We start from the raw sequence: 24,875 nt of genomic DNA, 5'->3' as shown, positions 1-24,875 counted from the left end.
CGGGAGGCGGCTAGACCGGCTCCCGCGCTGCTTCCACCAGATACTGGATCAGCGTTTCGGCGAACTGGGGCAGTTCGCGCCCGGGCCGGCGCACGAGCCGCAGCTCGCGGCGCGCCCAGTCGTCCTCCAGACGGATGAAGCGCAGGACCTTGCGGCTGGCATAGCGGCGCGCGCAGCTGTTCGGCACGATGGCGATGCCAGCGCCGGCTTCCACCATCCGGCACACCGCGTCGAAGCTGCCCACCTGGATCCGCAGGCTGATGCGCTTGCCCATGCCGTTGGCAATCCGGTCCAGGAAGGACTGGATCGCCGAGAACTGGTTCAGCCCGACGAAGCGGCAGCTATCGAGCAGATCGGCGAAATGCAGCGTCTTGAAGGCCGGCAGCGGATGGTTGACCGGGGCGATCACGATCAGTTCGTCGCTGCAGAGCTGCATCGCGTCCAGGTCCTGGGTGGCTACCTCGCCGGCCACGATGCCCAGGTCGGCCGCGCCAGCGCCAATCGCGGAGACGATTTCGGCGGACAGGTGCTCCTCCAGTTCGACATCGACATCGGGGTTCTCGGACAGGAAGCGCGACAGCGCCGTGGCCAGGAAGGAGTTGGTGGCCGTGGTGTTGGCCAGCAGCCGGACGCGCCCCTTCACGCCCTTGGCGTAGGGCCGCAAGTCGGAATGCATGCACTCCAGCTCGCGGAATACCTCCCGCGCGTGGCGCAGCAGGGCATCGCCGGCCGGCGTCAGGCGCACGCCTTTTACCTGCCGGATCAGCAACTGGGTCTGGAACGCCTCCTCCAGCTGCTTGATGCGCGTGCTGGCGGCGGGCAGGGAAAGGAAGCTGCGTTCGGCCGCCCGCGTCAGGTTCTCGGTCTCCCCCACGTTGAGGAAGAGGCGCAGGTCGGTCAAATCGTAGTGCATGGTTTCGTTCGTGCCAAAGGCCACTTTTGTGATTTGTGAATTCCAAAGTCAGCGCCGACAATCTATCGTATCTTGCGCCGCAATAAAACGGGGATGTTCCCCGGATCGGCGGCGATGGCGCCCCAGCGCGCAACAGGAGCGAGACGATGAGCGGTTTGATGGCAGGCAAGGTGGTGATTGTGACGGGCGCGGGCGGCGGGATCGGGCGAGGGATCGCCCTCGGCATGGCGGCGGCCGGTGCCAAGGTGGTGGCCAACGACCTGGGCGTGAGCATGACCGGCGAGGGCGGCGACGCCGGCCCGGCCGAGCGCGTGGCGGCGGAGATCCGAGCGGCGGGCGGCGAGGCCGTGGCCAACACCGACAGCGTGTCCGGCTGGAGTTCGGCCAATGCCATCGTGCAATGCGCGCTGGACCACTTTGGCCGCATCGACGCGGTGGTCAACAACGCCGGCAACCTGCGCGACCGCATGTTCTTCAAGATGAACGAGGAGGAGTGGCGCTCCGTCATCGACGTGCACCTGAACGGCACGTTCTATGTCAGCCGCGCGGCGGCCAACTACTTCAAGGACCAGGAAAGCGGGGCGTTCGTGCACATGACGTCCACCTCGGGCCTGATCGGCAACCTCGGCCAGGCCAACTATTCGGCGGCGAAGCTCGGCATCGCGGCGCTCTCGAAGTCCATCGCGCTGGACATGGCCCGCTTCAACGTGCGTTCGAACTGCATCGCACCATTCGCCTGGAGCCGCATGACCAGCTCGATTCCGTCCGAGACGCCGGAAGAGAAAGCCCGCGTGGCCCGGCTGCAGAAGATGGAGGCGGGCAAGATCTCGCCCGTGGCCGTGTTCCTGGCCAGCGACGCCGCGCGCGAGGTCAACGCCCAGATCTTCGCCGTGCGCGCCAACGAGATCATGCTGATGAGCCAGCCGCGCCCGGTGCGCTCGGTGCATACCAGCGAGGGCTGGACGCCGGAGACCGTGGCGGAGATCGCCATGCCGGCCATGCGCGGCAGCTTCTTCCCGCTCGAGCGCTCGCCCGACGTCATCAACTGGGACCCGATCTGATCCCGCATTGATCCCGTATTGATCCCCGCACGTGTGATCGTGCGGGCGCTCGCCGCAACGATTGCTGCGATGCAAAACGCAACGCCCCCATCGTGGCACGCAAAGTGCTCATCCCGTCCCGTAGCGGCACAGGCCCGCACTGCGCGCACTTGCGCGGTGCGTGGCGCGGGCGGGGGCCGGGAGCAAACGCAATGTCGGTGCATGGGCGCGGTTCGGGCGTGGGATTCGGCGCGGGGCTCGGCGTGGGGTGCAAGTCCAATTGGCACTCGGAGGCCGACACTGCTGACGGCGCGTCATGAATCGTCGCGCGGCAACTTGCCGCAGTGAAAACACCGACGCGCGCGTGGTCATCGTCGTCACGCGCACGATGGTCGAAAGACATGTCATGGAGGCAGCCGTGCAAGCCGGCCGTCGTGCGGTGGTGGTCACGCATTGCGCATGACGTCATGCATGAATCGTTCGTTTGCACGATGGCGGATGGCCGCGTGCGGCTTCATAGTGAAGGCATTCTGTGGCAGCGATGTCGGTGCATGACCGACAGACGTGTCAGACGTTACTGGATTCGATACATCGTTACACACGGCGTTGTGCACTTCACGCCGGAAAGGTGTAAGGTGTGTCACAAGCATGGTCAATGGCCCGTCGCAGCGGGATGAGAACAGCGAGGGATTCGTGCAGTGCGAAACGCGAAGCAGGTTGTGTTGCATTGCGTGTCGCAAGGAACGAACGGGACGTGCGTAACACGTCAACTCCGTCCTCATGAACGCCGTTATTTGACTATGATGAAGTAAAGACTTCGCAACATGGCAACTCCGCCAGGCCGGGGTGGTGGAACGCAAAATTGCCGCGAATGTCTTAGGGGAGTCAAACTGCCTTCGCCTCGGACGTGGGACTCTGACGGGAGTGAGGTATGGACATTTTTGGCCACTACGCCACGCGCTTCGAAGCACGCAAGGAAGAGGAATACAGCATCCAGGAGTACCTGGAGATCTGCAAGAAGGATCCTACTGCCTACGCGACTGCTGCCGAACGCATGCTCGCCGCAATCGGACAGCCTGAACTGGTGGATACCCACCACGATCCTCGACTGTCCCGACTGTTCTTCAACAAGGTTATCCGGGTCTACCCGGCCTTCCGCGACTTCTACGGAATGGAAGACACGATCGAGCAGATCGTCTCTTTCTTCAAGCACGCGGCGCAGGGCCTTGAGGAACGCAAGCAGATTCTGTATCTGCTGGGGCCCCCGGGCGGCGGCAAGTCGTCTCTCGCGGAAAAGCTCAAGGCGCTGATGGAAGAGATTCCCATCTATGCGCTGAAGGGCTCCCCCATCCATGAATCGCCGCTCGGGCTGTTCTCGGCCGATGAAGACGGCAAGATCATGGAGGAGGACTATGGCATTCCGGTGCGCTACCTGAATACCATTCCCTCGCCGTGGGCGGTCAAGCGCCTGCACGAGTTCAACGGCGACATCACCAAGTTCCGCGTGGTCAAGCTCAGGCCATCGGTGCTGTCGCAGATCGCGATTTCCAAGACGGAGCCTGGCGATGAAAACAACCAGGATATCTCCTCGCTGGTCGGCAAGGTCGACATTCGCAAACTGGAGGATTTCCCGCAGGACGATCCGGATGCCTATTCCTATTCCGGCGGACTTTGCCTGGCCAACCGAGGCCTGCTCGAGTTCGTGGAAATGTTCAAGGCGCCCATCAAGGTCCTGCACCCGTTGCTGACCGCCACGCAGGAAGGCAACTACAAGGGTACGGAAGGCTTCGGCGCGATTCCGTTCGATGGCGTGATCCTTGCCCACTCGAACGAGGCGGAATGGCAGACATTCAAGGCTGACAAGAACAACGAGGCATTCCTCGACCGGATCTATATCGTGAAGGTGCCGTACTGCCTGCGCGTGTCGGACGAGGTCAAGATCTACGACAAGCTGCTGCGCAGCAGTTCGCTCTCGGCGGCACCCAACGCCCCGAACACGCTCAAGATGATGGCGCAGTTCGCGGTGCTCACGCGGATCAAGGAGCCGGAGAACTCGAACGTATTCTCGAAGATGCGTGTCTATGACGGCGAAAGCCTCAAGGACGTGGACCCGAAGGCGAAGTCGTACCAGGAATACCGCGACTACGCCGGCATCGACGAGGGCATGAACGGGCTGTCCACGCGCTTCGCGTTCAAGGTGTTGTCCAAGGTGTTCAACTTCGACAATACCGAGGTCGCGGCCAACCCGGTGCACCTGCTCTATGTGCTCGAGCAGCAGATCGAGCGCGAGCAGTTCCCGCCGGAGCAGGAGGCCAAGCTGCTCTCGTACATCAAGGAGTACCTCACCACGCCGTTCGTGGAGTTCATCGGCAAGGAGATCCAGACCGCCTACCTGGAGTCGTATTCCGAGTACGGCCAGAACATCTTCGACCGTTACGTGGTGTTCGCCGACCTGTGGATCCAGGACCAGGAGTACCGCGATCCGAACACCGGCGAGATCCTCGATCGCAACGCGCTGAACGATGAACTCGAGAAGGTGGAGAAGCCGGCTGGGATCTCGAACCCGAAGGACTTCCGCAACGAGATCGTCAACTTCGTGCTGCGGGCGCGCGCCAACAACGGTGGCAAGAACCCGGTCTGGACCAGCTACGAGAAGCTGCGGATGGTGATCGAGAAGCGCATGTTCTCCACCACGGAGGACCTGCTGCCGGTGATCTCGTTCAACGCGAAATCGACGCGGGAGGACCAGGACAAGCACGAGAACTTCGTCAACCGGATGGTGGAGAAAGGGTACACGCCGAAGCAGGTTCGACTACTGGTGGAGTGGTATCTGCGCGTCAGGAAATCGTCGTAACAGCAACCGGACGCGGTCTCCTTCATCCACGCGACCTGGCGGTTGCGGCTTATCAAGGCGGGCGGACGGCTTATGGCTACGGTCATCGATCGGCGCGAAAACGGCGGCAACAAGAGTGCCGTCAACCAGCAACGCTTCATCAAGCGATACCGCGAGCAGATCCGGCAAGCGGTGGCGAAGGCGGTGTCCGGCCGGAAGATCATGGACATCGAGCAGAGCGGGCAGGTGTCCATTCCGGTCAAGGACATCACCGAGCCGATTTTTCATCACGGCCAGGGCGGCAAGCGTGAGTGGATTCACCCCGGCAACAAGAAGTTCGTCCGGGGTGACAGCTTCGATCGCCAGCAGCAGGGCAGTGGTGGCGGCGGCTCGCGGGCCAGCGACAGCGGCGAGGGCGAGGACGATTTCGTCTTCACGCTGTCGCGCGAGGACTTCCTGAATTTCTTCTTCGAGGACATGGCGCTGCCAGACCTGGCCAAGCGCCACCTTGCCAAGATTGCCGAGGTGCGCAAGGTGCGTGCCGGGTTTTCCATCGACGGGACACCATCGAATCTCTCCATCCTGCGTACGATGCGCAGTTCGCTCGGGCGCCGGATCGCGCTGTCGAGCCCGTACCAGAAGCGGCTGCGCGAGCTGGAAATCGCCTACAGCGAGGAGATCGAGCAGAACGGCCCGTATACGGACACGGCGGTGGAGATGATGGAGAAGATGCGGCACCTGCGCGCCTGCGTGGACCGCGTGCCCTTCATTGAGAAGCTCGACCTGCGCTACAACAACCGCGTGCTCAAGAAGCGCCCACAGGCCCAGGCGGTGATGTTTTGCCTGATGGACGTGTCCGGCTCGATGGACGAGAGCCGCAAGGACCTCGCCAAGCGCTTCTTCATGCTGCTGTACCTGTTCCTGAAGCGCAACTACGAGCGGATTGACGTGGTGTTCATCCGTCACCATACGGTGGCCAAGGAAGTGGATGAGGAAGACTTCTTCCATTCGCGCGAATCGGGCGGCACGGTGGTGTCCAGCGCGCTCAAGCTGATGGTCGAGGTGATTCACGACCGCTATCCGGCGAGCCAGTGGAACATCTACTGTGCGCAGGCCTCCGACGGCGATAACTGGGCGGGGGACTCCGAACTGTGCGGCCGGCTGCTGCGCGAATCGATCCTGCCACTGGTGCAGTACTACGCCTACGTGGAGGTGGCATCCGAGGAGCCGCAGAACCTGTGGGAGGAATATCTCACGGTGAAGAACCAGTTCGAGCACTTCGCGATGCAGCGCATCATCGGTGCCGACGAGATCTACCCGGTGCTGCACGATCTCTTCCAGAAGCGGGCCGCCTGGCCCGGTGGCAGGTAGCGGCGCGCCAGCACGGCGGCGCATCCGCGTACGTTCATGGGATAAGGGAGGAAGTTCATGGCTTACCTATCCACGGGCTCGGAGTGGACCTTCGAGCTGATCCAGCGCTACGACCGCGAAATCGCCCGCATTGCCGGCGACTTCGGGCTCGACACGTATCCGAACCAGATCGAGATCATCACGGCTGAGCAGATGCTTGACGCCTATGCGTCTGCCGGGCTGCCGGTGGGGTACAACCACTGGTCGTACGGCAAGCACTTCCTCGCCTCGGAGCGCAGCTACCAGCGCGGCCACATGGGCCTGGCCTACGAGATCGTGATCAACTCCAATCCGTGCATCGCGTACCTGATGGAGGAGAACACGATGCCGATGCAGGCGCTGACCATCGCGCACGCCTGCTATGGGCACAACTCGTTCTTCAAGGGCAACTACCTGTTCCGCACCTGGACCAACGCCGACGCAATCATCGACTACCTGCTCTTCGCCAAGAACTACGTGGCCGAGTGTGAGCAGCGCTATGGCGAGCAGGAAGTGGAGTTGCTGCTGGACTCCTGCCACGCCTTGCAGAACTACGGCGTGGACCGCTACAAGCGGCCCAAGAAGCTGTCGATCACCGAGGAGCAGGCACGCCAGACCGAGCGCGAGAGCTACCTCCAGATGCAGGTGAACGACCTCTGGCGCACCCTGCCCAAGCACCGGCCGCACCTGCTCAAGGAGGAAGAGGAGGCGATGGAACCGGAAATCGCCTTCCCGCCCGAGCCGCAGGAGAACCTGCTGTACTTCATCGAGAAGAACGCACCCAAGCTCCAGCCGTGGCAGCGCGAGATCGTGCGCATCGTGCGCAAGATCGCGCAGTACTTCTACCCGCAGCGCCAGACCAAGGTGATGAACGAAGGCTGGGCAACGTTCTGGCACTACACGATCCTGCATCAGCTGTACGAGGAGAAGCTGGTCAACGATGCCTTCATGCTCGAACTCCTGCAGGCCCACACGAACGTCATCTACCAGCCGCCGTACCACAGCCCTTACTACAGCGGCCTGAACCCCTATACGCTGGGCTTCCTGATGTTCCAGGACCTGCGGCGCATGTGCGAGAACCCGACCGAGGAGGACCGCCGCTGGGCGCCGGAAATCGCGGGCAGTGACTGGCGGCAGACGCTGGACTTCGCGATGCGCAACTTCAAGGACGAAAGCTTCCTGCTCCAGTTCCTGTCGCCCCGCGTGATCCGCGAGCTGAAGCTGTTCTCGGTGCTCGACGACGACCGCGAAGGCAAGCTGCGCGTCACGGCGATCCACGACGACGAAGGGTATCGCGCGATTCGCCAACTGCTGGCGAACCAGTACGATCTCTCCAATATGGAGCCCAATATCCAGGTGACAAACGTGGACGTGGGCGGGGACCGCTCACTGACGCTGCGTCACCTGCAGAGCGACCGCCGCCCGCTGGCGCACAGCTTCGACGAAGTGGTGCGCCACGTGACGCGACTCTGGGGCTTCACCGTGCGGCTCGAGGTAGCGTACGAGGACGGCCGGCGCGAACTCAAGTACGAGTGCAAGCCGGAGCGGAAGCACCAGCATCGGAAGGCGGCTTAACGGAGCGCTTTACTGGCACGAACGTTGCTGCACTGATACCCGGACTCGGCCATGCCCCATGGCTGGGCCGGGTATCTGCGCATTGCAGCCGCACGCGGCTGCTGTACCGTGTCGACAAATGACTTAACTGGCCCATCCATGGAAGCCAGCCGCTCCCATGGATACGCCTGACCGTCTTCTCCGCATTTTTCTTCGTATTGCCGAACTCAAGTCGCTGTCCAAGGCGGCGGAGGATCTCGATCAGACCCAGTCGGGTGTCAGCCGGCAACTGGCGACGCTGGAGGCGCAGCTCGGCAAGCCGTTGTTCGTGCGAACGGGCCGCGGCGTGGCCTTGACCGAGGCCGGGCAGAAGCTGCAGGAGGCCCTTGAGGGGCCTTATCGCGCGATCGACCAGGCTGTGGATGCGATCCGCGATGCGCACGGCACCACGCAGGGCACCGTCCGGCTGGCAGTCGTTCATACCGTCAGCTATTACTTCATCGCCGATGTGGTGGCCAGCTTTGTCAGCGCCCATCCCAATGTCAATCTCTCGCTGATGGGACGTAGCTCTGCCGATGTGGTGGCGCTGGTGGAGAGCGGCAAGGCTGATCTTGGCGTGGTCTACGACACCGCGGTCGATACGGCAACCCTGACCACACATCCGTTGTTTGAGGATGAGATGTGCCTGGTCACGCTGCAGCGGCCCGATGCGCCGCAGTCCATCCCCGGCGACGGGCTTGATTTGCGCGGCCAGCCGCTGCGGCTGGTCGGCTTTCCGCACGGTTACGCGCTGCGGCGGATGGTGGAGAGCGCCGGGTTGCAGCCCACGTATGTGGCCGAAGCCGAGACCGTCGATGCCATCCTGAAGCTGGTCTCCGCTGGCGTGGGGGATTGCATACTGCCGTGCCGGCTACCCGACAAGCTGCTTCACGAGTACGGCTTGCACAAGCTGAAGATCCGCAGCCCGCTGCTGCGTCGCCGCATGGTGGCCGTCACTCACGCCGCCCGCCACGCGCTGCCGCTGGCCGACACCCTGCTCGCCTCGGCCTTGCAGGTGGCCCGCACCCTCAAGCCGTGACGCAGTGAGATAGCAGCTATGCGCGTGGCTGCATAGCACGGCAGGCGCCTCGTTTTCATACTTCCCTTCATGCCGCCGCACTGGTTGCCGGCCGGCATTCCACGGAGAAGAGAAGACATGAACGCCCCCCTCAGAGACAAGTCGTACTTCGACACGCGCGCCACTAACGAGATGGCCAGGCACCTGCGCAACAGGCCGCGCACCATGCAGGAGACCATGGCCTACGCCTGCCGCATCCTGGCGATGACCGAGCAGGAAGCGGGACTGGCCGGCCAGATCAGTGTGCGGTCGGAGCGCCCCGGCGCCTACTGGACGCTACGCTTCGGCCTCGGCTTCGACGAGGCGACGCCGGACGACTTCATCGAGGTGGACCGAGACCTCAACACGCTGACGGGTGACGGCATGCCGAACCCCGCCACGCGTTTCCATCTGTGGGTGTACGACGCGCGCCCGGACGTCAACTCGATCATCCATACGCACTCGCCCTGGGCCTCGGCACTGGCCGCAGCGCGCCAGCCGCTGGTCATCGCCCAGATGGACATGACGCCGCTGCACGACGATTGTGCATTCCTGGGCGAGTGGCCTGGCGTGCCGATCGCGGACCAGGAGGGCGTGATCATCTCCGCCGCGCTGGGCAACAAACGGTCGATCATCCTGGCGCACCACGGCTACCTCACCGCCGGCCAGACCTGCGAGGAGGCCACCTATCTGTCGGTCTACCTCGAACGCGCCGCGCGCATGCAGATTCGCGCGCAGGCTTTCGGCCCGCTGACGCCCGTGGACGATGCACTCGCCCGCGAGGCCCACGACTACCTGCTCAAACCTTCCATCGTCAACGCCACGTTCTCGTACTGGGCGCGCCAGACGCACGGCATCGCGCCGCTGCCGCCCGCCTGAGTGCCTGCCGCCGGCGCATGGCCGACGGCTTACCCGAATCCAAGGAGCGTTACGATGAACAAGATTCCTGGCGCGCGCTCACGGCGCGCGTATATCACCGCGGGCCTGGCGAGCATGATGGGCACGACGATCGAATGGTATGACTTCTTCCTGTACGGCACGGCTGCCGCACTGATCTTCAACAAGATCTTCTTTCCGTCATTCGATCCCCTGACGGGGACGCTGGCGGCCTTCGCCACCTACTCGGTGGGGTTCTTCGCCCGGCCGCTCGGCGGCATCGTCTTCGGCCATTTTGGCGATCGGATGGGCCGCAAGTCGATGCTGCTGATCACGCTGTTCATGATGGGTATTCCCACGATCCTGATCGGCCTGATTCCGTCGTACGACAGCATCGGCTACTGGGCTGCCGTGGCGCTGGTGCTGCTGCGGTTGCTACAAGGGATTGCGGTCGGCGGCGAGTGGGGCGGCGCGGTGCTGATGGCCGTGGAGCATGCGCCCGAAGGCAAGAAGGGCTTCTTTGGCAGCCTGCCGCAGGCCGGGGTCGCGCCGGGGCTGGTGCTGTCGTCGCTGGCGATGGGGATGGTGGCGACGCTGCCGGAGCAGGACATGCTGACGTGGGGCTGGCGCGTGCCGTTCCTGGCGAGCGTCGTCCTGCTGGCGGTAGGCTGGTTCATTCGCGCCAAGGTGGCCGAGTCGCCGGACTTCGAGCAGATGAAGAAGCAGGGCGACAAAGTGGAAATGCCGGCAATGGTCGTGCTGCGCCAGTATCCGCGCCAGGTGCTGACCGTGGTGGGTGGCCGGCTGGCCGAGGTGACGTGGTTCTACACGGTGGTCACGTTCGCGCTGGCTTATGCCACCGGCACGCTCGGCATTCCCAAGACGGTGATGCTCGACGCCACGGTCTGGGGCGCTGCCATCGCGCTCTTCACCATGCCCCTCTGCGGCATGCTGGCCGATCGCATTGGCTTCAAATGGGTGTTCATGGCCGGTACGGTTGGCATCCTGCTGTTCTCGTCGCAGTTCTTCGACCTGCTGCAGTCGCTGGATCCACGCAATATCACCATCGCGCTCGCCATTGCCATCGGGCTGGTCTACGCCTGCCTCTACGCACCGGAAGGCAGCCTCTTTGCCGCCCAGTTCCCGGCGGAGGTGCGCTACAGCGGCATCTCGATCGCCGTGCAGGTGTCGGGTGCCATCGGGGGCGGCCTGGCGCCTATCGTCGCCACATCGCTGCTGAAGTACGGCGGCGGCAGCCCTACCTATATCGTCTGGTATCTGGGTGCGCTGAGCGTCATCGCGTTCCTGAGTGCCGCCTGCATGCGGGAAACGGCGCTCGGCGGGTTACCCGTGGCGGCGGTCAACGGGAGCCGGCACGTATGAGCCGCGCGAACCGACCTGTCATCGACTATTACTTCTGGATGAATTCGGACTGGGCGTATCTGGGCGCAGACCGGCTCGATGCGCTGGCGCGGCGCCAGGGCGTCGAGATCCGGCATAAGCCCGTGAACCTGCCTGAGGTGTATGCGCGAACCGGGGGCGTGCTGCTTGGCCAACGCTCGCCGGAGCGGCAGCAATATCGCATCACGGAGCTGGTGCGCTGGTGCCGCAAGCTGGATATCCACGTCAATCCGATGCCCAGGTACATGTGCCCGAACGCGGACCTGGCATCCGGCCTCGTCATCGCAGTGGATGCGCTGGGGCTGCCGGTGCTGGAGCTGTACAAGGCCATTCTCCGCGCGCAATGGTGCGAGGAGCGCGATATCTCCTCGGAAACCACGCTACGCGAGATCCTCGCGTCGCAGGGGTTCGATGTGGACGCGACGCTCGCGCGGGCGCGCTCGGCGGAAACCCGGGAGATATACCGGCGCAATACCGACGAAGCCGTGGCCGCCGGGGTGTTCGGATCGCCGTCTTATGTCTTCGATGGGGAGCTGTTCTGGGGCCAGGACCGGCTGCACATGCTGGAGGTGGCTGTCGCGGTGCGTCTGACGGTGTAGGCCTATGGGGGGAGCTGGCGATCCGGCACGTTGCTGCTCGCCAGTTCTTCTCTTGTACGCCTTTGTATCAGGCCGTGTGCGCGATACGCGCCGTGACACTAAGGGGGTAAATACGCCACGAGCGCGATACGTGGGCGGATTTAAATAGCATCCATGGCAGCGCAACGCGACAACGACACAGCGAATCGCTGCCTTGGCATCACTGACAACCGCAAACCGCTCACGCATCCATCAAGGAAACTGATCATGTCCAAGACCCTCACCTCCCGCCTGGTCCTCGCCGTTGCCCTCGCTGCCGCCGCTGTCGGCGCACAAGCTTCCGTCCTCGGTGCCCGCGACCCGTACAGCGATGGCGCCCGCGCCGTGCAGAGCGCGCGGGATGTCTTCAGCGAGGGTGCCCGCTCGACGACGCAAGCCCGCGACCCCTACTCTGAAGGCGCGCGCTCGGCGGACCCGTATCTCGACGGCGCCCGCTCGGTGCAAGACCAGCGCAGTCCGTTCACCGACGGCGCCTACGCCTGACGCCGCGGCTGGAAGCTGAGATTGCGTAGGGGGCTGAAGTGCGATGGTGTTATCGCAACCGCGCCGCCCGCGGCCGGGCCGTCGACGACGCCCCGGCCCGCTCCAGGTCCACCCCTGGCAGCAGGTGCAGCAGCCGCACCAGTTCTGACTGCCGGTGCGTGCCGGTCTTGCGCAGCGTGTCGCGGATATGCACGCGCACGGTATGGGGCGAGAGGAACTCGCGCTCGGCAATTTCGTTCAGCGTTTCGCCGGCGGCGAGGCGGATCGCGATGATGCTTTCCTTCTTCGACAGGCCGAACAGCGAGGTCAGCACGGCGGCGTCCAGCACGGAGCGGGACTCGGAGTTCCCCAGCAGCATCATGGCCGCCGGCAGTTGCCACGGGCCTTCGACCGGCTGGCGCGAAACCAGCGGCATGACGATGATCGGTACCGGCTGGCCGCCCGAGGTGATATGCATCCAGGACCCAGCGGCGGCGCCGCCGTTGCGGCCGCCATGCACGGCGGCCTGGAGCAGGTCGCGCAGCACGCCCTGCAAGGTTTCCGGCCGTGCGCGCAGCACGCCGTTGTCGAGCGCGAGGTTGGCGTCGGCCTGTACCAGCGATTCGGCCCAGCTGTTGGCGTAGCGCACGCGCATGTCGGCCTGGAGCACCATCACGCCGAAGTCGAGGGTATCGAGGCCGGCCAGCCCCAGCGAAGCCAGGCCGCTCAGTTCGAAGTTGCGGTGCTGCATGCGGGCGGCGCGGGCCCAGTGCGGCATCACCTGCGCCAGGCGGCGCTCGCGATGATCGGCGGGCATGAAGTCGTCGCCGCCACCGGGGGTGGCGCTCATCAGCACGCAGACTTCGGAGGTGTCGAATAGCCGCACGCCCCGGGCGAGGCCCATGCAGTCATAGAGGCCGCCGCCGGCTGCCACGGGTCTTGTCAGCAGTTGGGTGTCGGGGCCGGACGCCATGGCGACCGACGCCGGCACGGCGTCTGCGGTGGCGAAGTGTCCGGGCAGGGCGCGCATGCTGTCCGGCATGGTGCCGAGGCTGGTGTAGCAGCCGTTCGGCGTCACGCCCAGGCGTGCATGGCCTGCGAGCTTGTCCCAGATCAGGTAGCGCGGGCTGCCGGTGCAGGTGTAACGGGAAAAGAGGTCGAGCGCCTCTGGCATGGCCGCCACGTCCATGGCGGATTCATAGATGCTATCGACCAGACGATGGAAGACATCGTCGGCAGACGGGTGTTCGCCCATTCTCATTTCCCCCGGTGGCAAACGCCTTTTCCTCAGGACCACTGCGGCGAGGCGTGGTCCCCTGTTTTATGTTTGGATACTGCCGGCCGGAGGTTGGCCGGCCGTCACGACGATGATCCCGCACAAGCCTTGCATCGGGCCATCCCGCCTTGGGAGGGAGCCGGGCACGGGCGCGGTCCCGGCCGATGTGGCGCGGGCTCGCGTGATAGTAATGCGCGTTCCTCGATATTTAAAGCATTCCTGGCGAATGTTCCGGCTCCGCATTGCACAAATGCGACAACTTTGTGACATCTGGGGACCATGCAGCACAACCGCCCGCCATCAAGCCGATTTCCCGGCGGCCCGCGTGACGAATTCGACGCCTGGCGGGGCGGCCTCCGCGCCGGTCTTGCCGCCGGCACCATCCAGGCTGATCCCGCCGTTATCCACGCGCACGGTCAACTGCGGTGCGGCCATGCGGATGCCGGCTTCGTCGAAATTGCGCTTCAGCCGCATGTTGAAGCCCCGCGTGATCTCGGCCTGCATCAGCGGCCTGGTCTTGAACTGCGCCAGCACCACGATGCCGTTGGGGTCGAAGCGGTCGAGCCCGAGAATGTCCAGCCCTGAGAGCAGGTTGCGGCTGTAGCGGTGGTCGCGGGCCAGCTCGGCGCCGGTGGCCCGGATCACCTCGGTGGCGCGGTCGATATCGCTCTCGTAGCCCACCGCAATGCTGAACACGGCGAAGGCATAGCCGCGCGACAGGTTTTTCACCGCCTTGATCTGGCTGTACGGCAGCGTGTGCAGCGCGCCCTTGCCGTCGCGCAGCTTCACCGTGCGGATGGTCATGCCTTCCACCACGCCGGCGTGGTCGGGCAACTCGATCGAATCGCCGATGGCGATGGAATCCTCGATCACGATGAACAGGCCGGTGATCAGATCCTGCACCAGGCTCTGGGCGCCGAAGCCGATGGCCAGGCCGACCACGCCGGCGCCGGCCAGCAGCGGCGTGACGTTGACACCCAGGTTGGCCAGCACCGCAATCATGGCGATGACCAGCAGCCCCACGAACGACGCGTTGCGCACCAGCGGCAGGATGGTCTTGGCGCGCAGGCTCGGTTGCTGGCCGCGCCCGTGGCCCGGTGTGAGGGTCTGGGTGATGGCGGTGTCGATCAGCAGCCAGACCAGCCACGCCAGCAGCACCACCCCGACCACGCTGAGGATCGATTCGGTGATATGCCGGCCCAGCGTGGTGGAATCCGCCAGGCGGATGATCGACGAATTCCAGACACGCGCCACCAGCTCGACGAACGCCATCCAGATGATGACCCGCACCAGCGCAATGCCGAAGCGGGCAAAGCGCTGGATATAGGCCGAGCGCCGGCGGTCCCGCAGGCGCGGGGCGCGCACCGTGGCCTTGGGCGAGCGGCCCGCCACCAGGGTCAGCAGCAGCGCCGCCACGAACAGTGCCACGGTGAGCACGGCGCGGCGCAGGAACTCGTCGGCGTGCCCGGTAGCCATGATGGTGCCGACCACGGAGGACAGCACCACGGCCAGCATCGGCAGATACCAGGCGTGCCCGGCCAGGCGCAGCAGGTCCACGATGGCCGGGTGGGCCTGCCGGAATGCCAGCGGCCGCAGCGCAATCAACTGGCCGACGGCACGGCGGAAACGCACCGCGAAGAAGGCAATCAGGATGGCGGCGAGGATGTTGGCGAAGGTGCCGACGAGTGCGGCGAGATTGACGCCCAGCGCGGTCACCACGCGGGGATCGGTGCTGGCCTCGCCCAGCGCGGCCAGCGCACCGGTTACGAAGAGCAGCCACGGCGAGTGCTTGAGCAGGTCTCGCACGGCGTTCGAGCGGTGCGCGGAGTGGAACAGCGCGAAGATCACCTGGCACGTGGCGGACATAATCGCGCCGGCCACGATCGCATACGCCACCATCACGCCGCCCATGCTGGCGGGCGTACGGCCGTAGACCTTGTACGCGAGCAGTACGGTCATCGCGAATGCCACGACCCACGGCCCGATCCGGCGCAGGAAATAGATGCCGACGTCTATCCATGACGGCACGGAGGGCAGGTGGGCCGGTTGCGCGGGCCGCAGGCGGTTCCGGTGGATGCGCCGCGACAGCTCCCAGAGCAGCCAGCCGGTCAGCGCCCAGCCGGCGAGGATGGTGGCGAACTCACGCACGGACACGCTCGCCGGGCGGGTGTCCTGGATGGTCAGCGCCTCGCGCCATTCCTGCCCGGCGAACTGGATGCGCCAGCCCCAGTATTGCCACGCGCCATGGTCTTTGCCCGGCGCCTTGTCGATTTCCTCGAGAGCCTTGGCGACAGCGCCAAGCAGTCCGGGCGAGGGCGCGGACGCAGCCGCGACATCCGACGCGGCAACGGGGGCCGAGGCGCCATCCGCCACGCCGCGCCGCAGCGTCTGTAGTTGATTCAGGAGATTCTGGCGCTCGGTGTCGTTCTGCAACGTGGCGATGACCTGGTCCAGCGACTGCGCGAGCGCCGCGCTGGCGGGCGCGGCAGCGGGTGGCGAGGCCGGGGCGGTCTGCTTCTGCGTGCCCAGGGCGAGCGCAGCCAGCGGGCTGCCGGCGGCGTGGGCAGCCAGCGGCAGCACACAAGCAAGCAACAGGAAAAGCCAGGCCAGCCAGTCAGGGCGATGCGAGATACGGGGCATGAAAGGGGCGCAGCGGCAGGGGCCTCAGCCGCGTGTGGGGCGAAAAGACAGGATCGCGCCACTGTAGCGCATCGCCCGCGCCGGTGCGTGATGGCGCGTGATGGCGCCGGTATAGCGGGTATCGACGAAAATTCAAAAAAACTGAATAAGTAATTGGAACTTCGTCTCCGTATCAATCACTTTGGAAGCCTAATATTCAACCCATGGACGGCGCACACAGGCCAAAGACAAGGCAAGACGATGTGGCGGCCGACCAGAAGACATTCAAATTCACTTAATGACATATCGGAGAGAAATCATGACCAAGACCACCGCCCTCAAGATCGCCGCTTCCCTGGTCGTTTCGCTGGCCACCCTCGGCGCCGCCCAGGCTGGCACCGTGCCCGCCGATCAGTACGGCTACCAGTTCCGCACCGGCGCGCCGGCAGACCAGTACGGTTACGGCTTCCGCACGCACGACGCCTTCACCGATGGCGCGCGCAGCTTCGACCCGTATCTGGACGGCGCGCGTGGCTGATGCCCGAAGCCCGGTCGCTGGGAAAAAGGCGCCGTGCCTGTCGCACGGCGCCTTTTTCCTTTTTCCCTTTTTCCATTGGCGTCAGGGCAGGACCGGCTGGGCCACCGCCCGCGCGATGATCGCATCGGCATCGCGCTGCAGCAGGAAGCGTTGCGCCACGAGGTCGTTGGCGGCCGCCGTCACCGCGGCCACGTAACCGGCCTGGTTTGTATACAGCGATTCGAGCGAGGGCCGTCCGTCGCCGGCCGAGACACGCGCCGCCTCGGTCTTGTGGAACGGGAGGAATGAGCCCGTCAGGTTCGACAGATCCACGATACCGGGCGTGGCGACATAGTTGAACTCCACGCTGGTGCCGAGCGGCGCGCGCGCCTCCACGCTGTGGATGCCGGCCTTCGGGATACCCGTGGAGGCGTCCACCTGCGGCACCAGGATCGCGTAGTCGCGGTTCAGGTAAGCAGGCGGCAGCATCGTGGCAATGCCGGACTCGTCCTCGCGCCGGTACTGCGGGCCGAAATCGAGCAACGGATAGCGGTTGTAGCGCGCCAGGTACTGGAAGTCAGGCACCGCCGTTTGCACGCCGCTCACGGCCCACGTCACGCCCTTCATGGCGGGGAAGGCCACGTCGGCCGGGCGTACCAGCGAACCATCGGCCAGTGCCGGCACCTGGCTCGCCGGCGGGGTGGTGCCGCGCACGACCCAGTCTTCGAGGTCGATGAACAGCGCGCGGAACGTATCGTTATGCTGGATCACCGTGCCCGCCGGGTAGACGTTGCGCGTCGGCGCGAAGCTGATGCTGGCCGTGCCACCTGCCCCGCCGTGCTGGGCGCCCGCGTAGTAATAGATGCGGGCGTTGTCCGGCTGCTTCAGGTCGGCGAAGCCGTTGGCGTCGGTCAGCACCGGGGAGCCCTGCAATTGCCAGAACTCGGTGCCGGACAGGCCGAGGAAGAACTTCGGGCAGGTGTTGGACGCCGAGCAGCGCGCCATCACACCGCCCTTGGTGCCAGAGATGTCGTCCACGTAGTCCTTGTCGAGGCCGCGCGGTGCGGTCTGGCCGAATGCCGTGTGGTCGGTGCGCAAGCCGCCCCCGCCGCCGGGCACGGCAAAGCGCGTATTGATATTGGTCTGGCGTGCCGCCACGTGGGCGTAGATGCCGTCGAACACCTTCGAGCCGTCCAGCGCCTGGTTGAAGCCCAGGTGCAGGAACGTCTTCATCGCATTGCCGGACTGCGACGTCCCCTGGCCCAGCGCGTGAGTGATGCGGCCCGCCACCGGATTGGGCGTGCCGGCACTGTCCGCGGCCTTGCTGCGGAAGAAGCTCACGGTGTCCCGCAGCGCGGCCAGGCCCACGCCCATCACCTTCGGGTCCTTCGCCACGTACACGAGTTCGTAGAGATACTTCGGATCGAAGCCGCCGCGCAGGCAGATGCTGGCCGGGTCGGGCGTGCCGGGGAAGGCGTTGGCGCCGGCGTCGCAGGTGGCGAATTTCCAGTCGCTGGCGGGAATCGCCACGCGCGCATCGGTCTCGTTGACGCGCCGCGTGAGCGAGTAGCCGGGCTGGGTGTTGTCGAGGCTGGCCGGCGCGTAGGGGATCATGGTGCCGTTGAACACGCCGCCGGGCAGGGTCATCGCCGGCGCGGCCGCGCCTGGCACCAGTTCGGTCCGATAGGTGCCCGTGATCGAGGTGCCATCGGCATTCTTCGCCACCGGCACCGTCACGGTCAGCCGCGCCGGGCTGGACTTCGGCACATCGCCCTGCCAGGCCGAGTACAGCAGCACGTAGCCGCGCTCCAGGTAGACCGCGTCGCTCGGGCTCGCGGTGGGGTTGACCATGGTCAGGATATTGCCGCGATTGGGCGCGTCGTAGCGCAGCACGCCGCTGGCCTTGCTCATGTCCTTGGGCTTGAGCATGACGAAGTCGGCCGAGTACTCGACCATGCCGTTTGCGTTGACGGGCGCCAGCGCCAGGTCCTGGATGATGGCGTTCCTGGGGTCCTTCGGATCGACCTCGCCGCTGATGGTGCCCGTCAACTGCTCGTACTGCCCCACGCTGCCGTAGCTGCCCGCGAAGTCCTGTGTGCCGGTGATCTTGAGCGTCTGCGTGGGCGCATGCGTCTGGGGCGTGCCAGCGCCACCGCCGCCACTGTTCCCGCCGCCGTTGTTGTCGTCGCTGCCACCACAGGCCGTCAACATGGCCATGGCGCCCGTCAGGGCGAGCGCCACCGCGTGCCGCATCGGTGCACGTGCTTGCATCGTCTGTCTCCTCGTTGTCGTTCGGGAATTGCTTGCGTGGCAGCCCGTGAGGATTGCCGCGCGCGGTCGCCGCCCGTTCGTGCGCACCGCTGTCGAAGTGAGAGCAGTGTAGGAGTGACCGATTAAGCTGATAAATTGATTGTTTGGATGAATTGATCGAGGATGTAGATCGATGGTCAGCGGCACGCCGGGGGCAACGCGCTGCGCGGCGTTCCGCTACCATGACGCTCTCAACGTACGGAGCGCACCGATGCCTTCGATCGACACCCTGCTGACTTTCCTCGGGATTGCCGTTCTGCTGAGCCTTGCGCCCGGCCCTGACAATATCTTTGTGCTGCTCCAGTCGGCCATGCACGGCACGCGCGCCGGGCTGACCGTGGTGCTCGGTCTCTGCACCGGACTGCTCGTGCACACGGCGGTGGTGGCGGTGGGGCTGGCCGCGCTGCTGGCGGCGTCGGCGTTGGCCTTTACGGTCCTCAAGATCGCCGGGGCGCTCTATCTGGTCTGGCTGGCGTGGCAGGCGTTTCGCGCGCCGGTGGGGGAGATGGCACCGCAACATGCCGATGGGCATCCGCCCCGCCGCATGTACTGGCGTGGTGTGGTGATGAATCTCACCAATCCCAAGGTGGTGATCTTCTTCCTGGCCTTCCTGCCGCAGTTCGTGGTGGCCGAGCGCGGGCACGTCGCGCTGCAGTTGATGGTGTTCGGCTTCGTGTTCATCCTCGCCACGCTGCTGGTCTTTGGCGCGATTGCGTGGTTCTCGGGCGTGTTCGGCCGGGTGCTGATGCGCTCGGCCCGCGTGCAGCGGGCGATGAACTGGTTCGCCGGCACGGTGTTCCTCGCGCTGGCGGGGCGCCTCGCGCTGTCGCAGCGCTGAGGCGGGTAGCCTGAAGCGGGCGTCTCAGGCGAAGGTGATCGCCTTGCGGCGCTCGGCGTGCTCAAGGTGCGGCACGCTGTTGAAGCTCAGCAACCGCTGGGTGCCGCGTCCCACAATCAGTTCGCAGAAGCCGGTATTGCGGAACTGCAGGTTCAGTTCGATGGCGGTCTGCGTCGGCGCGCCAAGCAGGTCGGCCACGGCGCGGCCGATGGCGCCGCCCGAACTGACCACGAGCAGCGCATCCTCGCGCGCCGCGCCCTCGGTGGCATGCGCCAGCGCAGACTGCATGCGGGCGCCGAAATCAGTCCAGGTCTCTGGCATGCCGGTCAACGAGTCCTGCGTCCAGGCCGCGAACGCCGCGCGGAACGTGCGCCAGTAGTCCTGGTAGTCGCCGTTCTGATGCGCGCGATGATCGGCCCCCTGGGTGAAGCTGCGATACAGCGCCTCGCCGTCGTATTCATTGAGGCCGGGATGGGACGCCACAGGGGTATCGGCTGCCCCCATGCCGGCGAGGATCTCGGTGGCGGTGTCCTGCTGGCGCACCAGCGTGCCGGCCACCACGCGCCGGAAGCTGACGCCCCGGTCGCGGAAATACTCGCCCAGCCAGCGCGCCTGCTGGCGGCCCACGTCAGACAGGCAGTCGTAGTTGGCGGCCCCGAACGAGGCTTGTCCGTGACGGACCAGGAATAGCGTTGCCATGGGAAGGCGGCGTCTCGCGCCGGAAAATCATCGTGAGACGGATTCTAGAAGCCTGCCCCCCGCCCGCAAAGCAAGCTGCTCCCGAATTCATACCGGCCATCGCCGCGCTGCATTGTCCGGCGCGGGGGTGGCGGCCCGGAGGTGGCGGCCCGGGTCAGTCCAGCGTCACTCCGGTGTCGGCGGCCAGCTTCAGGGCCACCGGCAGGTAGGCCTTGTAGGCGCGCGCTGCTTCCGCCGGGGTGTTGCCGATGGGCTCGGCGCCCATCTCGTCGATCTTCGCCTGGAACTCGGGCGACTTGACCAGCGCGACGACCTCGCGGCCCAGCTTCTCGACGATGGCTTCGGGCGTCTTGGCGGGCGCCATCAACGTGGTCGGCCCGACGATCTTGTACGCCTCATCGCCATAGCCCGCTTCGGCGAAGGTCGGCACATCGGGCATGCCGCGGGCGCGCGTGGTGCCGGACACCGCCAGTGCCCGCAGCTTGCCGGTGGCGACGTACTGCCGCAGCGTGGTCACGGAACTGATGGTCATGTTGACCTGCCCGGCGAGCAGGTCGGTGACCAGCGGGCCTTCGCCGCGATACGGCACGTGGAGGATATCCACGCCGTAGGTCTTGTCCATATAGGCCTGGATGGTGTGCGGCAAGGTGCCGGGCCCCCATGAGCCCATCCGCAGCTTGCCCGGCGACTGCTGCGCGTAGGTCAGCAACTCCTTGACGGTCTTCGCGGGCACCGTCGGGTTCACCGTCAGCACGGTGCGCGCCATCGCAATGTCCGAAAGCGGCCGCAGGTCGGTGCGGGGGTCGTAGGGCAGCTTCTTGTATAGCGCGATGTTGGACGTGATCGGCCCGGGAATCGTCATCAGCAGCGTATAGCCGTCCGGGGCGGACTTGGCGACGAAATCCGTGCCGATGATGCCGCCCGCGCCGCCCTTGTTCTCCACGACGACGGTCTGGCCCAGGCGCTTGGACAGCCCGTCGGCCACCTGGCGCGCCAACGTGTCGGTCAGGCCACCAGCGGGATACGGCACGATCAGGCGAATCGGTTTGGTCGGGTAGTCGCCTTGCGCATGCGTGGCCAGTGAAACCAGCCCGAGCATGACGCCGGCAACGCGCGCGGCCAGTCTCCTGCGGGACGCGATGGAATGCTTCATGGTGTTGTCTCCACGTTATATCCGGCCTGAAAACAGGCGGCGCCGCTATGTTGCGGCGAGATCGGACGGGCCCCATTGGGGGCAGGGCCGTCCGGGTAAGCGGGATGAAGCGGGGAAGCGGGGTGAAGCGAGGCGGTGACGGTACGGCGGGCGGGGGCGTTCAGAGGTCCAGGTAGCTCGCCACCATGCGCGTGAGTTCCACGGGCAGCCGTTCATCGGCAAGCGTGAGCGGGCCGGGGTCGTTCAGCACGGCGTTGACGATCATGCCGAAGACCACCTGCATCGCAAAGCGCACGCGCTGCTCGGCTTCCTCGGCAGGGACGGGCAGGCGCGGCACCAGCAGCGCCACGAGCCGGTCGACGATTTCCTGGCCGTTCTTCTGATGCGGCAGCCATTCCTCGGGGCGCGTGGTGGCGTGCTTGAGTGATGCGCGAATCACGCCCCGGTTGTTGTGGCAGCCGGTCAGCAGGAAGCGCATCGTCTTCTCGACGATCTGGCGCGGCGGCGTCTCGCCCCAGCGCCCTTCGTCCAGATAGCGCGCCACGGAGGCGTCGGTCTCTTCCATCACCAGCGTGCGCAGCGCATCGAAGAACGCCATCTTGTCGCGGAAGCGTCCGTAGAAGGCGCCCACGGACACCTGGCAGGCGGCTGCAATCTGCGCCACCGAGACGGCGGCGAAGTCGCGCTGCGCCAGCAGCTCGCGGCCGGCGGTCAGCAGGGCCTGTTCGGTTTCCTTGGCGCGACGCTGGCGGGGTGGCTGGAGAATCGAGGGGGTGTCGATGCGGGGGAAGGCAGTGGACGGCGAGTTGCTATTCGTCACACTCGGAAAGGAAGCTTGCATGGCGGTTTCCGTATTCGAATTCGGATTCGGTTCTATTGTTCGCACATTACGGTTTCCTATACCGCAGCGTCAAGTTGGGGTTTACGATCCGGATTCGGCCTTGCGGGGCAGTCCCGCGCACTGGCCGACCAGTGTCTGCACGCAGCAGGCATTGCCGCTCCATTCCCCGCCGGTGACCTTGCCGTTGGCGCCGGCCAGCAGCTTGCGCTGGCATCGTGCCGTGGTGGCGGGTGGCTCAAGCTGCGCATCGCGCGGGCCGCTGCCAGGCGGGTGCGCCGTCGGCAATTCGTCGATCCATATATAGGCGGTGCCCGCCGGCGTGCTCTGCACGGACTGCGGCGGGCCCCACTGGGCCTGCACCTGCTCGACGGGCGCGCCCTGCCAGGATGCGAAGATCCGATGCATGGCGCCGCCATCGACGCCGGTGCAGCCAATGGTTACGCCAGCCGCGCAGAGCACGGCGGCGGCGAAAGGAAGGCGGGGCAACGCGGGCATGGCGGCTCCATCTAGGTAGCGAACCCTCCTCGGCAGACTAGCCGAGTGGGCGCCCAGGTGGCAACGCGCCAATGCGCGCCGCCGCACATTGCTTGCCGGCCCCGATCAGGCGAACAGGGTGAGGGTTTGCGTATCCGAGGAACGTTCGGTTGTCCGGGCTGGTCGCTTGATCGAAGGGCCGGGGGTGCGCGTGGGCGCCGGCGGCTCCGGCGGCGTCAGCGCAAACGGCCGGGACGACGCGAGCGGCACCGCTGAGGCGCGCAGGGCATCCAGGCGCGGCGCGAGGATCTGGTAGGTATCGACATCGAACCTGGCCGGCACGGCGAGCAGGGCCGCCGCCGCGTCGAGGTCCGGCACGGACCCGAGGTAGCACCAGTTCTCCAGCACGTGCCACGGCTGCTGCGGATGATCCAATTCCCGCCACGCCACCGCGCCCGCGAACGGCCACGGCTGCAACGCCAGCGTGGCGATGGCGGCCATCGTCCGTTCCCGATGCGCCGCGCGCGATTCGTCGCCCGTGCAGGCGCCCGCGCAGCGATGCAGCTGTCGCGCGAAACATGGATTGCCGCGCCGGTGCGTGGGCTCAAGCATCAGCGTGGTCAGGCAGAGCGTGTGTTCCTCCGCCAGTTCGCGCAGGCGGGCCTGGGCTGCGGCGCGGCTGCCGAACGCGCCATAGAGATTGGCATGGCGGCTGAAATCCACGTGCCGGTCCGAGCGCAGGCGCGGCACGGGCAGGCCATCGGGCATTTCCCACGAGAACAGCTCGCTGTTCTGGCGCAGCAACTGGTTGTGCAGCGGCTGCAGTGACTTGACCAGCTGCGCCTCCATCAGCAGCGCGCCGACTTCCCCGCCGGTTTCGTGCCACGCCACGCGCCGCACACCCCGCGCCAGGCGCATCTCCTTCTCGTGGCGATGGTCGCCCGAGAAATGGCTCTTGATGCGCTGGCGCAAGTGAATGCTCTTGCCGACATAGAGCGGCGCGTCCTCGTCACCATAGAACAGATAGACGCCGGGACGATCGGGCACCTCGTCGAGCGCGGTCTCGGACAGGCCGGCCGGCAGGCTCGCCTGCTTCACCAGCGACTTGACGGCGGATTCCACCAGATCCACGGAATACAGACCATGCAGCTTCTGCCAGAACTGCCAGAGCAGTTCGGCGTCCGCCAGCGCGCGGTGACGCCCCTTGGGCGTCAGGCCGAAGCGGGCGATCAGCGCGTCCAGCCCATGGCGCTCCACCGACGGGAACAGCGCGCGCGACAGCCGCACTGTACAAAGGACGTCGGCGCGGAAGGTGATGCCGGCGCGCCGGAACGCATTCTTCAGGAAGCCGTAGTCGAAGCGCGCGTTGTGGGCCACGAAGAGGCGCCCCTGCAGCCGCTCCGCCAGCGACTCGGCAATCGACTCGAACGTGGGCTTGCCGCGCACCATTGCTTCAGTAATGCCGGTCATGCCCTGGATGAACGACGGGATGCTGGCCTGCGGGTCTAGCAGCGTGTCCCACTCCTGGATGCCGTCGGGGCCGACTTCGACCACGCCAATCTCGGTAATGCGGTCGCGCTGGGCATCGGCGCCCGTGGTTTCCAGGTCGACGAATACGATCGGCCGCGCGAGGGCGGTGGCGAGCGAGTGCGCATCGAGGGCGCCGGCGTCGCGGCTCGCGAGGCGTTCGGGCACGTAGGTCATCAGGTCTGGCGGTGTCGTCATGGGGCGATTCTACTGCGCCCGAAAATTCTTTTGCGAAACCCCTTGCCAGCCTGCGCTGGCTCCCTTAATATTCGCCCCCTCGCAACACAAACCGCGCTGCAAACGCAGCAGCGACAAGGGTTGCGGGGTTGATGGGTGGTCGGGCTGAGCAGTTTTGCAGCGCTGACTGCAGCGAAAAAAACTTCGCTGACCTGTTGACGAAACGTAGATAGTTCTTCATA

The 24,875-nt window shown here is 65.7% G+C and carries 21 protein-coding genes; 12 read left to right on the top strand and 9 right to left on the bottom strand.

The window, feature by feature from the left end; all coding sequences use genetic code 11:
• Positions 1 to 10 precede the first annotated feature (10 nt).
• Positions 11 to 913, bottom strand: coding sequence for a LysR substrate-binding domain-containing protein (locus KHO18_RS15525; RefSeq protein WP_144197788.1), 903 nt, complete (start codon positions 911 to 913; stop codon positions 11 to 13).
• A gap of 146 nt (positions 914 to 1,059) precedes the next feature.
• On the opposite strand from KHO18_RS15525, the gene KHO18_RS15520 reads away from it, so the two are divergent.
• The 10 genes from KHO18_RS15520 to KHO18_RS15475 all read left to right on the top strand — a co-directional run bounded on the left by KHO18_RS15520 (position 1,060) and on the right by KHO18_RS15475 (position 12,223).
• On the top strand, positions 1,060 to 1,974 hold the full coding sequence (locus KHO18_RS15520; RefSeq protein WP_144197789.1) for an SDR family NAD(P)-dependent oxidoreductase: 915 nt from the start codon (positions 1,060 to 1,062) through the stop codon (positions 1,972 to 1,974).
• A gap of 295 nt (positions 1,975 to 2,269) precedes the next feature.
• Entirely contained in the window at positions 2,270 to 2,416 is a 147-nt protein-coding gene (locus tag KHO18_RS15515) for a hypothetical protein (protein WP_186296829.1), read from the top strand.
• 468 nt (positions 2,417 to 2,884) lie between these two features.
• Positions 2,885 to 4,807 carry a PrkA family serine protein kinase gene (locus KHO18_RS15510; protein ID WP_144197791.1) on the top strand — a complete coding sequence of 641 codons (1,923 nt, stop codon included), beginning with the start codon at positions 2,885 to 2,887 and terminating at the stop codon, positions 4,805 to 4,807.
• A gap of 72 nt (positions 4,808 to 4,879) precedes the next feature.
• Positions 4,880 to 6,157, top strand: a complete 1,278-nt coding sequence (locus KHO18_RS15505) for a YeaH/YhbH family protein (RefSeq protein WP_144197792.1) — start codon at positions 4,880 to 4,882, stop codon at positions 6,155 to 6,157.
• A gap of 57 nt (positions 6,158 to 6,214) precedes the next feature.
• Positions 6,215 to 7,750: a SpoVR family protein gene (locus tag KHO18_RS15500; RefSeq protein WP_144197793.1), complete on the top strand. Its 1,536-nt coding sequence runs from the start codon at positions 6,215 to 6,217 to the stop codon at positions 7,748 to 7,750.
• A 157-nt stretch (positions 7,751 to 7,907) separates the two neighbouring features.
• On the top strand, positions 7,908 to 8,807 hold the full coding sequence (locus KHO18_RS15495) for a LysR family transcriptional regulator (RefSeq protein WP_144197794.1): 900 nt from the start codon (positions 7,908 to 7,910) through the stop codon (positions 8,805 to 8,807).
• A gap of 117 nt (positions 8,808 to 8,924) precedes the next feature.
• A complete protein-coding gene (locus KHO18_RS15490; RefSeq protein WP_144197795.1) occupies positions 8,925 to 9,704 on the top strand; it encodes an aldolase in 780 nt (259 codons plus the stop codon).
• A 54-nt stretch (positions 9,705 to 9,758) separates the two neighbouring features.
• Positions 9,759 to 11,084 (top strand): MFS transporter, encoded by a 1,326-nt coding sequence (locus tag KHO18_RS15485; protein ID WP_144197796.1) that lies wholly within the window; start codon positions 9,759 to 9,761, stop codon positions 11,082 to 11,084.
• Positions 11,081 to 11,701, top strand: a complete 621-nt coding sequence (locus KHO18_RS15480; protein WP_144197797.1) for a 2-hydroxychromene-2-carboxylate isomerase — start codon at positions 11,081 to 11,083, stop codon at positions 11,699 to 11,701. The genes KHO18_RS15485 and KHO18_RS15480 overlap by 4 nt, the downstream gene beginning before the upstream one ends.
• Positions 11,702 to 11,947: 246 nt before the next feature.
• On the top strand, positions 11,948 to 12,223 hold the full coding sequence (locus tag KHO18_RS15475) for a hydroxyquinol 1,2-dioxygenase (RefSeq protein ID WP_211943479.1): 276 nt from the start codon (positions 11,948 to 11,950) through the stop codon (positions 12,221 to 12,223).
• A gap of 49 nt (positions 12,224 to 12,272) precedes the next feature.
• Here the strand turns inward: KHO18_RS15475 and KHO18_RS15470 are convergent, their stop codons facing one another.
• Together KHO18_RS15470 and KHO18_RS15465 are read right to left on the bottom strand one after the other, a co-directional pair.
• Positions 12,273 to 13,457 (bottom strand): helix-turn-helix transcriptional regulator, encoded by a 1,185-nt coding sequence (locus KHO18_RS15470; protein WP_144197798.1) that lies wholly within the window; start codon positions 13,455 to 13,457, stop codon positions 12,273 to 12,275.
• Positions 13,458 to 13,778: 321 nt separating this feature from the next.
• Positions 13,779 to 16,118 carry a mechanosensitive ion channel family protein gene (locus tag KHO18_RS15465; protein ID WP_211943478.1) on the bottom strand — a complete coding sequence of 780 codons (2,340 nt, stop codon included), beginning with the start codon at positions 16,116 to 16,118 and terminating at the stop codon, positions 13,779 to 13,781.
• 298 nt (positions 16,119 to 16,416) lie between these two features.
• Here KHO18_RS15465 and KHO18_RS28460 point away from each other — a divergent pair, with 298 nt between their 5' ends.
• Complete coding sequence (locus KHO18_RS28460; protein WP_244844824.1) at positions 16,417 to 16,635, top strand: hypothetical protein; 219 nt, start codon at positions 16,417 to 16,419, stop codon at positions 16,633 to 16,635.
• An 81-nt stretch (positions 16,636 to 16,716) separates the two neighbouring features.
• Here the strand turns inward: KHO18_RS28460 and KHO18_RS15455 are convergent, their stop codons facing one another.
• On the bottom strand, positions 16,717 to 18,885 hold the full coding sequence (locus tag KHO18_RS15455) for an alpha/beta hydrolase domain-containing protein (protein WP_211943477.1): 2,169 nt from the start codon (positions 18,883 to 18,885) through the stop codon (positions 16,717 to 16,719).
• A gap of 250 nt (positions 18,886 to 19,135) precedes the next feature.
• Between KHO18_RS15455 and KHO18_RS15450 the strand changes: the two genes are divergently transcribed.
• The gene (locus tag KHO18_RS15450) at positions 19,136 to 19,762 is read left to right on the top strand and encodes a LysE family translocator (RefSeq protein WP_144197801.1); all 627 of its coding nucleotides are present in this window, start codon (positions 19,136 to 19,138) and stop codon (positions 19,760 to 19,762) included.
• A 24-nt stretch (positions 19,763 to 19,786) separates the two neighbouring features.
• On the opposite strand, the gene KHO18_RS15445 is transcribed toward KHO18_RS15450, so the two are convergent.
• From KHO18_RS15445 to KHO18_RS15425, 5 genes are all read right to left on the bottom strand, one after another.
• Positions 19,787 to 20,461, bottom strand: coding sequence for a histidine phosphatase family protein (locus KHO18_RS15445; RefSeq protein ID WP_211943476.1), 675 nt, complete (start codon positions 20,459 to 20,461; stop codon positions 19,787 to 19,789).
• Between the two features lie 154 nt (positions 20,462 to 20,615).
• A complete protein-coding gene (locus tag KHO18_RS15440; protein WP_144197803.1) occupies positions 20,616 to 21,614 on the bottom strand; it encodes a Bug family tripartite tricarboxylate transporter substrate binding protein in 999 nt (332 codons plus the stop codon).
• Between the two features lie 160 nt (positions 21,615 to 21,774).
• Complete coding sequence (locus tag KHO18_RS15435; protein ID WP_144197804.1) at positions 21,775 to 22,455, bottom strand: TetR/AcrR family transcriptional regulator; 681 nt, start codon at positions 22,453 to 22,455, stop codon at positions 21,775 to 21,777.
• Positions 22,456 to 22,536: 81 nt separating this feature from the next.
• Positions 22,537 to 22,950, bottom strand: a complete 414-nt coding sequence (locus KHO18_RS15430; RefSeq protein WP_211943475.1) for a hypothetical protein — start codon at positions 22,948 to 22,950, stop codon at positions 22,537 to 22,539.
• 105 nt (positions 22,951 to 23,055) lie between these two features.
• Positions 23,056 to 24,654, bottom strand: a complete 1,599-nt coding sequence (locus tag KHO18_RS15425) for a 3'-5' exonuclease family protein (protein ID WP_211943474.1) — start codon at positions 24,652 to 24,654, stop codon at positions 23,056 to 23,058.
• Between the last annotated feature and the right edge of the window lie 221 nt (positions 24,655 to 24,875).

Source organism: Cupriavidus campinensis (assembly GCF_905397395.1).
Classification (GTDB): Bacteria; Pseudomonadota; Gammaproteobacteria; order Burkholderiales; family Burkholderiaceae; genus Cupriavidus; species Cupriavidus campinensis.
This window is presented reverse-complemented; position numbering and strand designations above follow the sequence as displayed.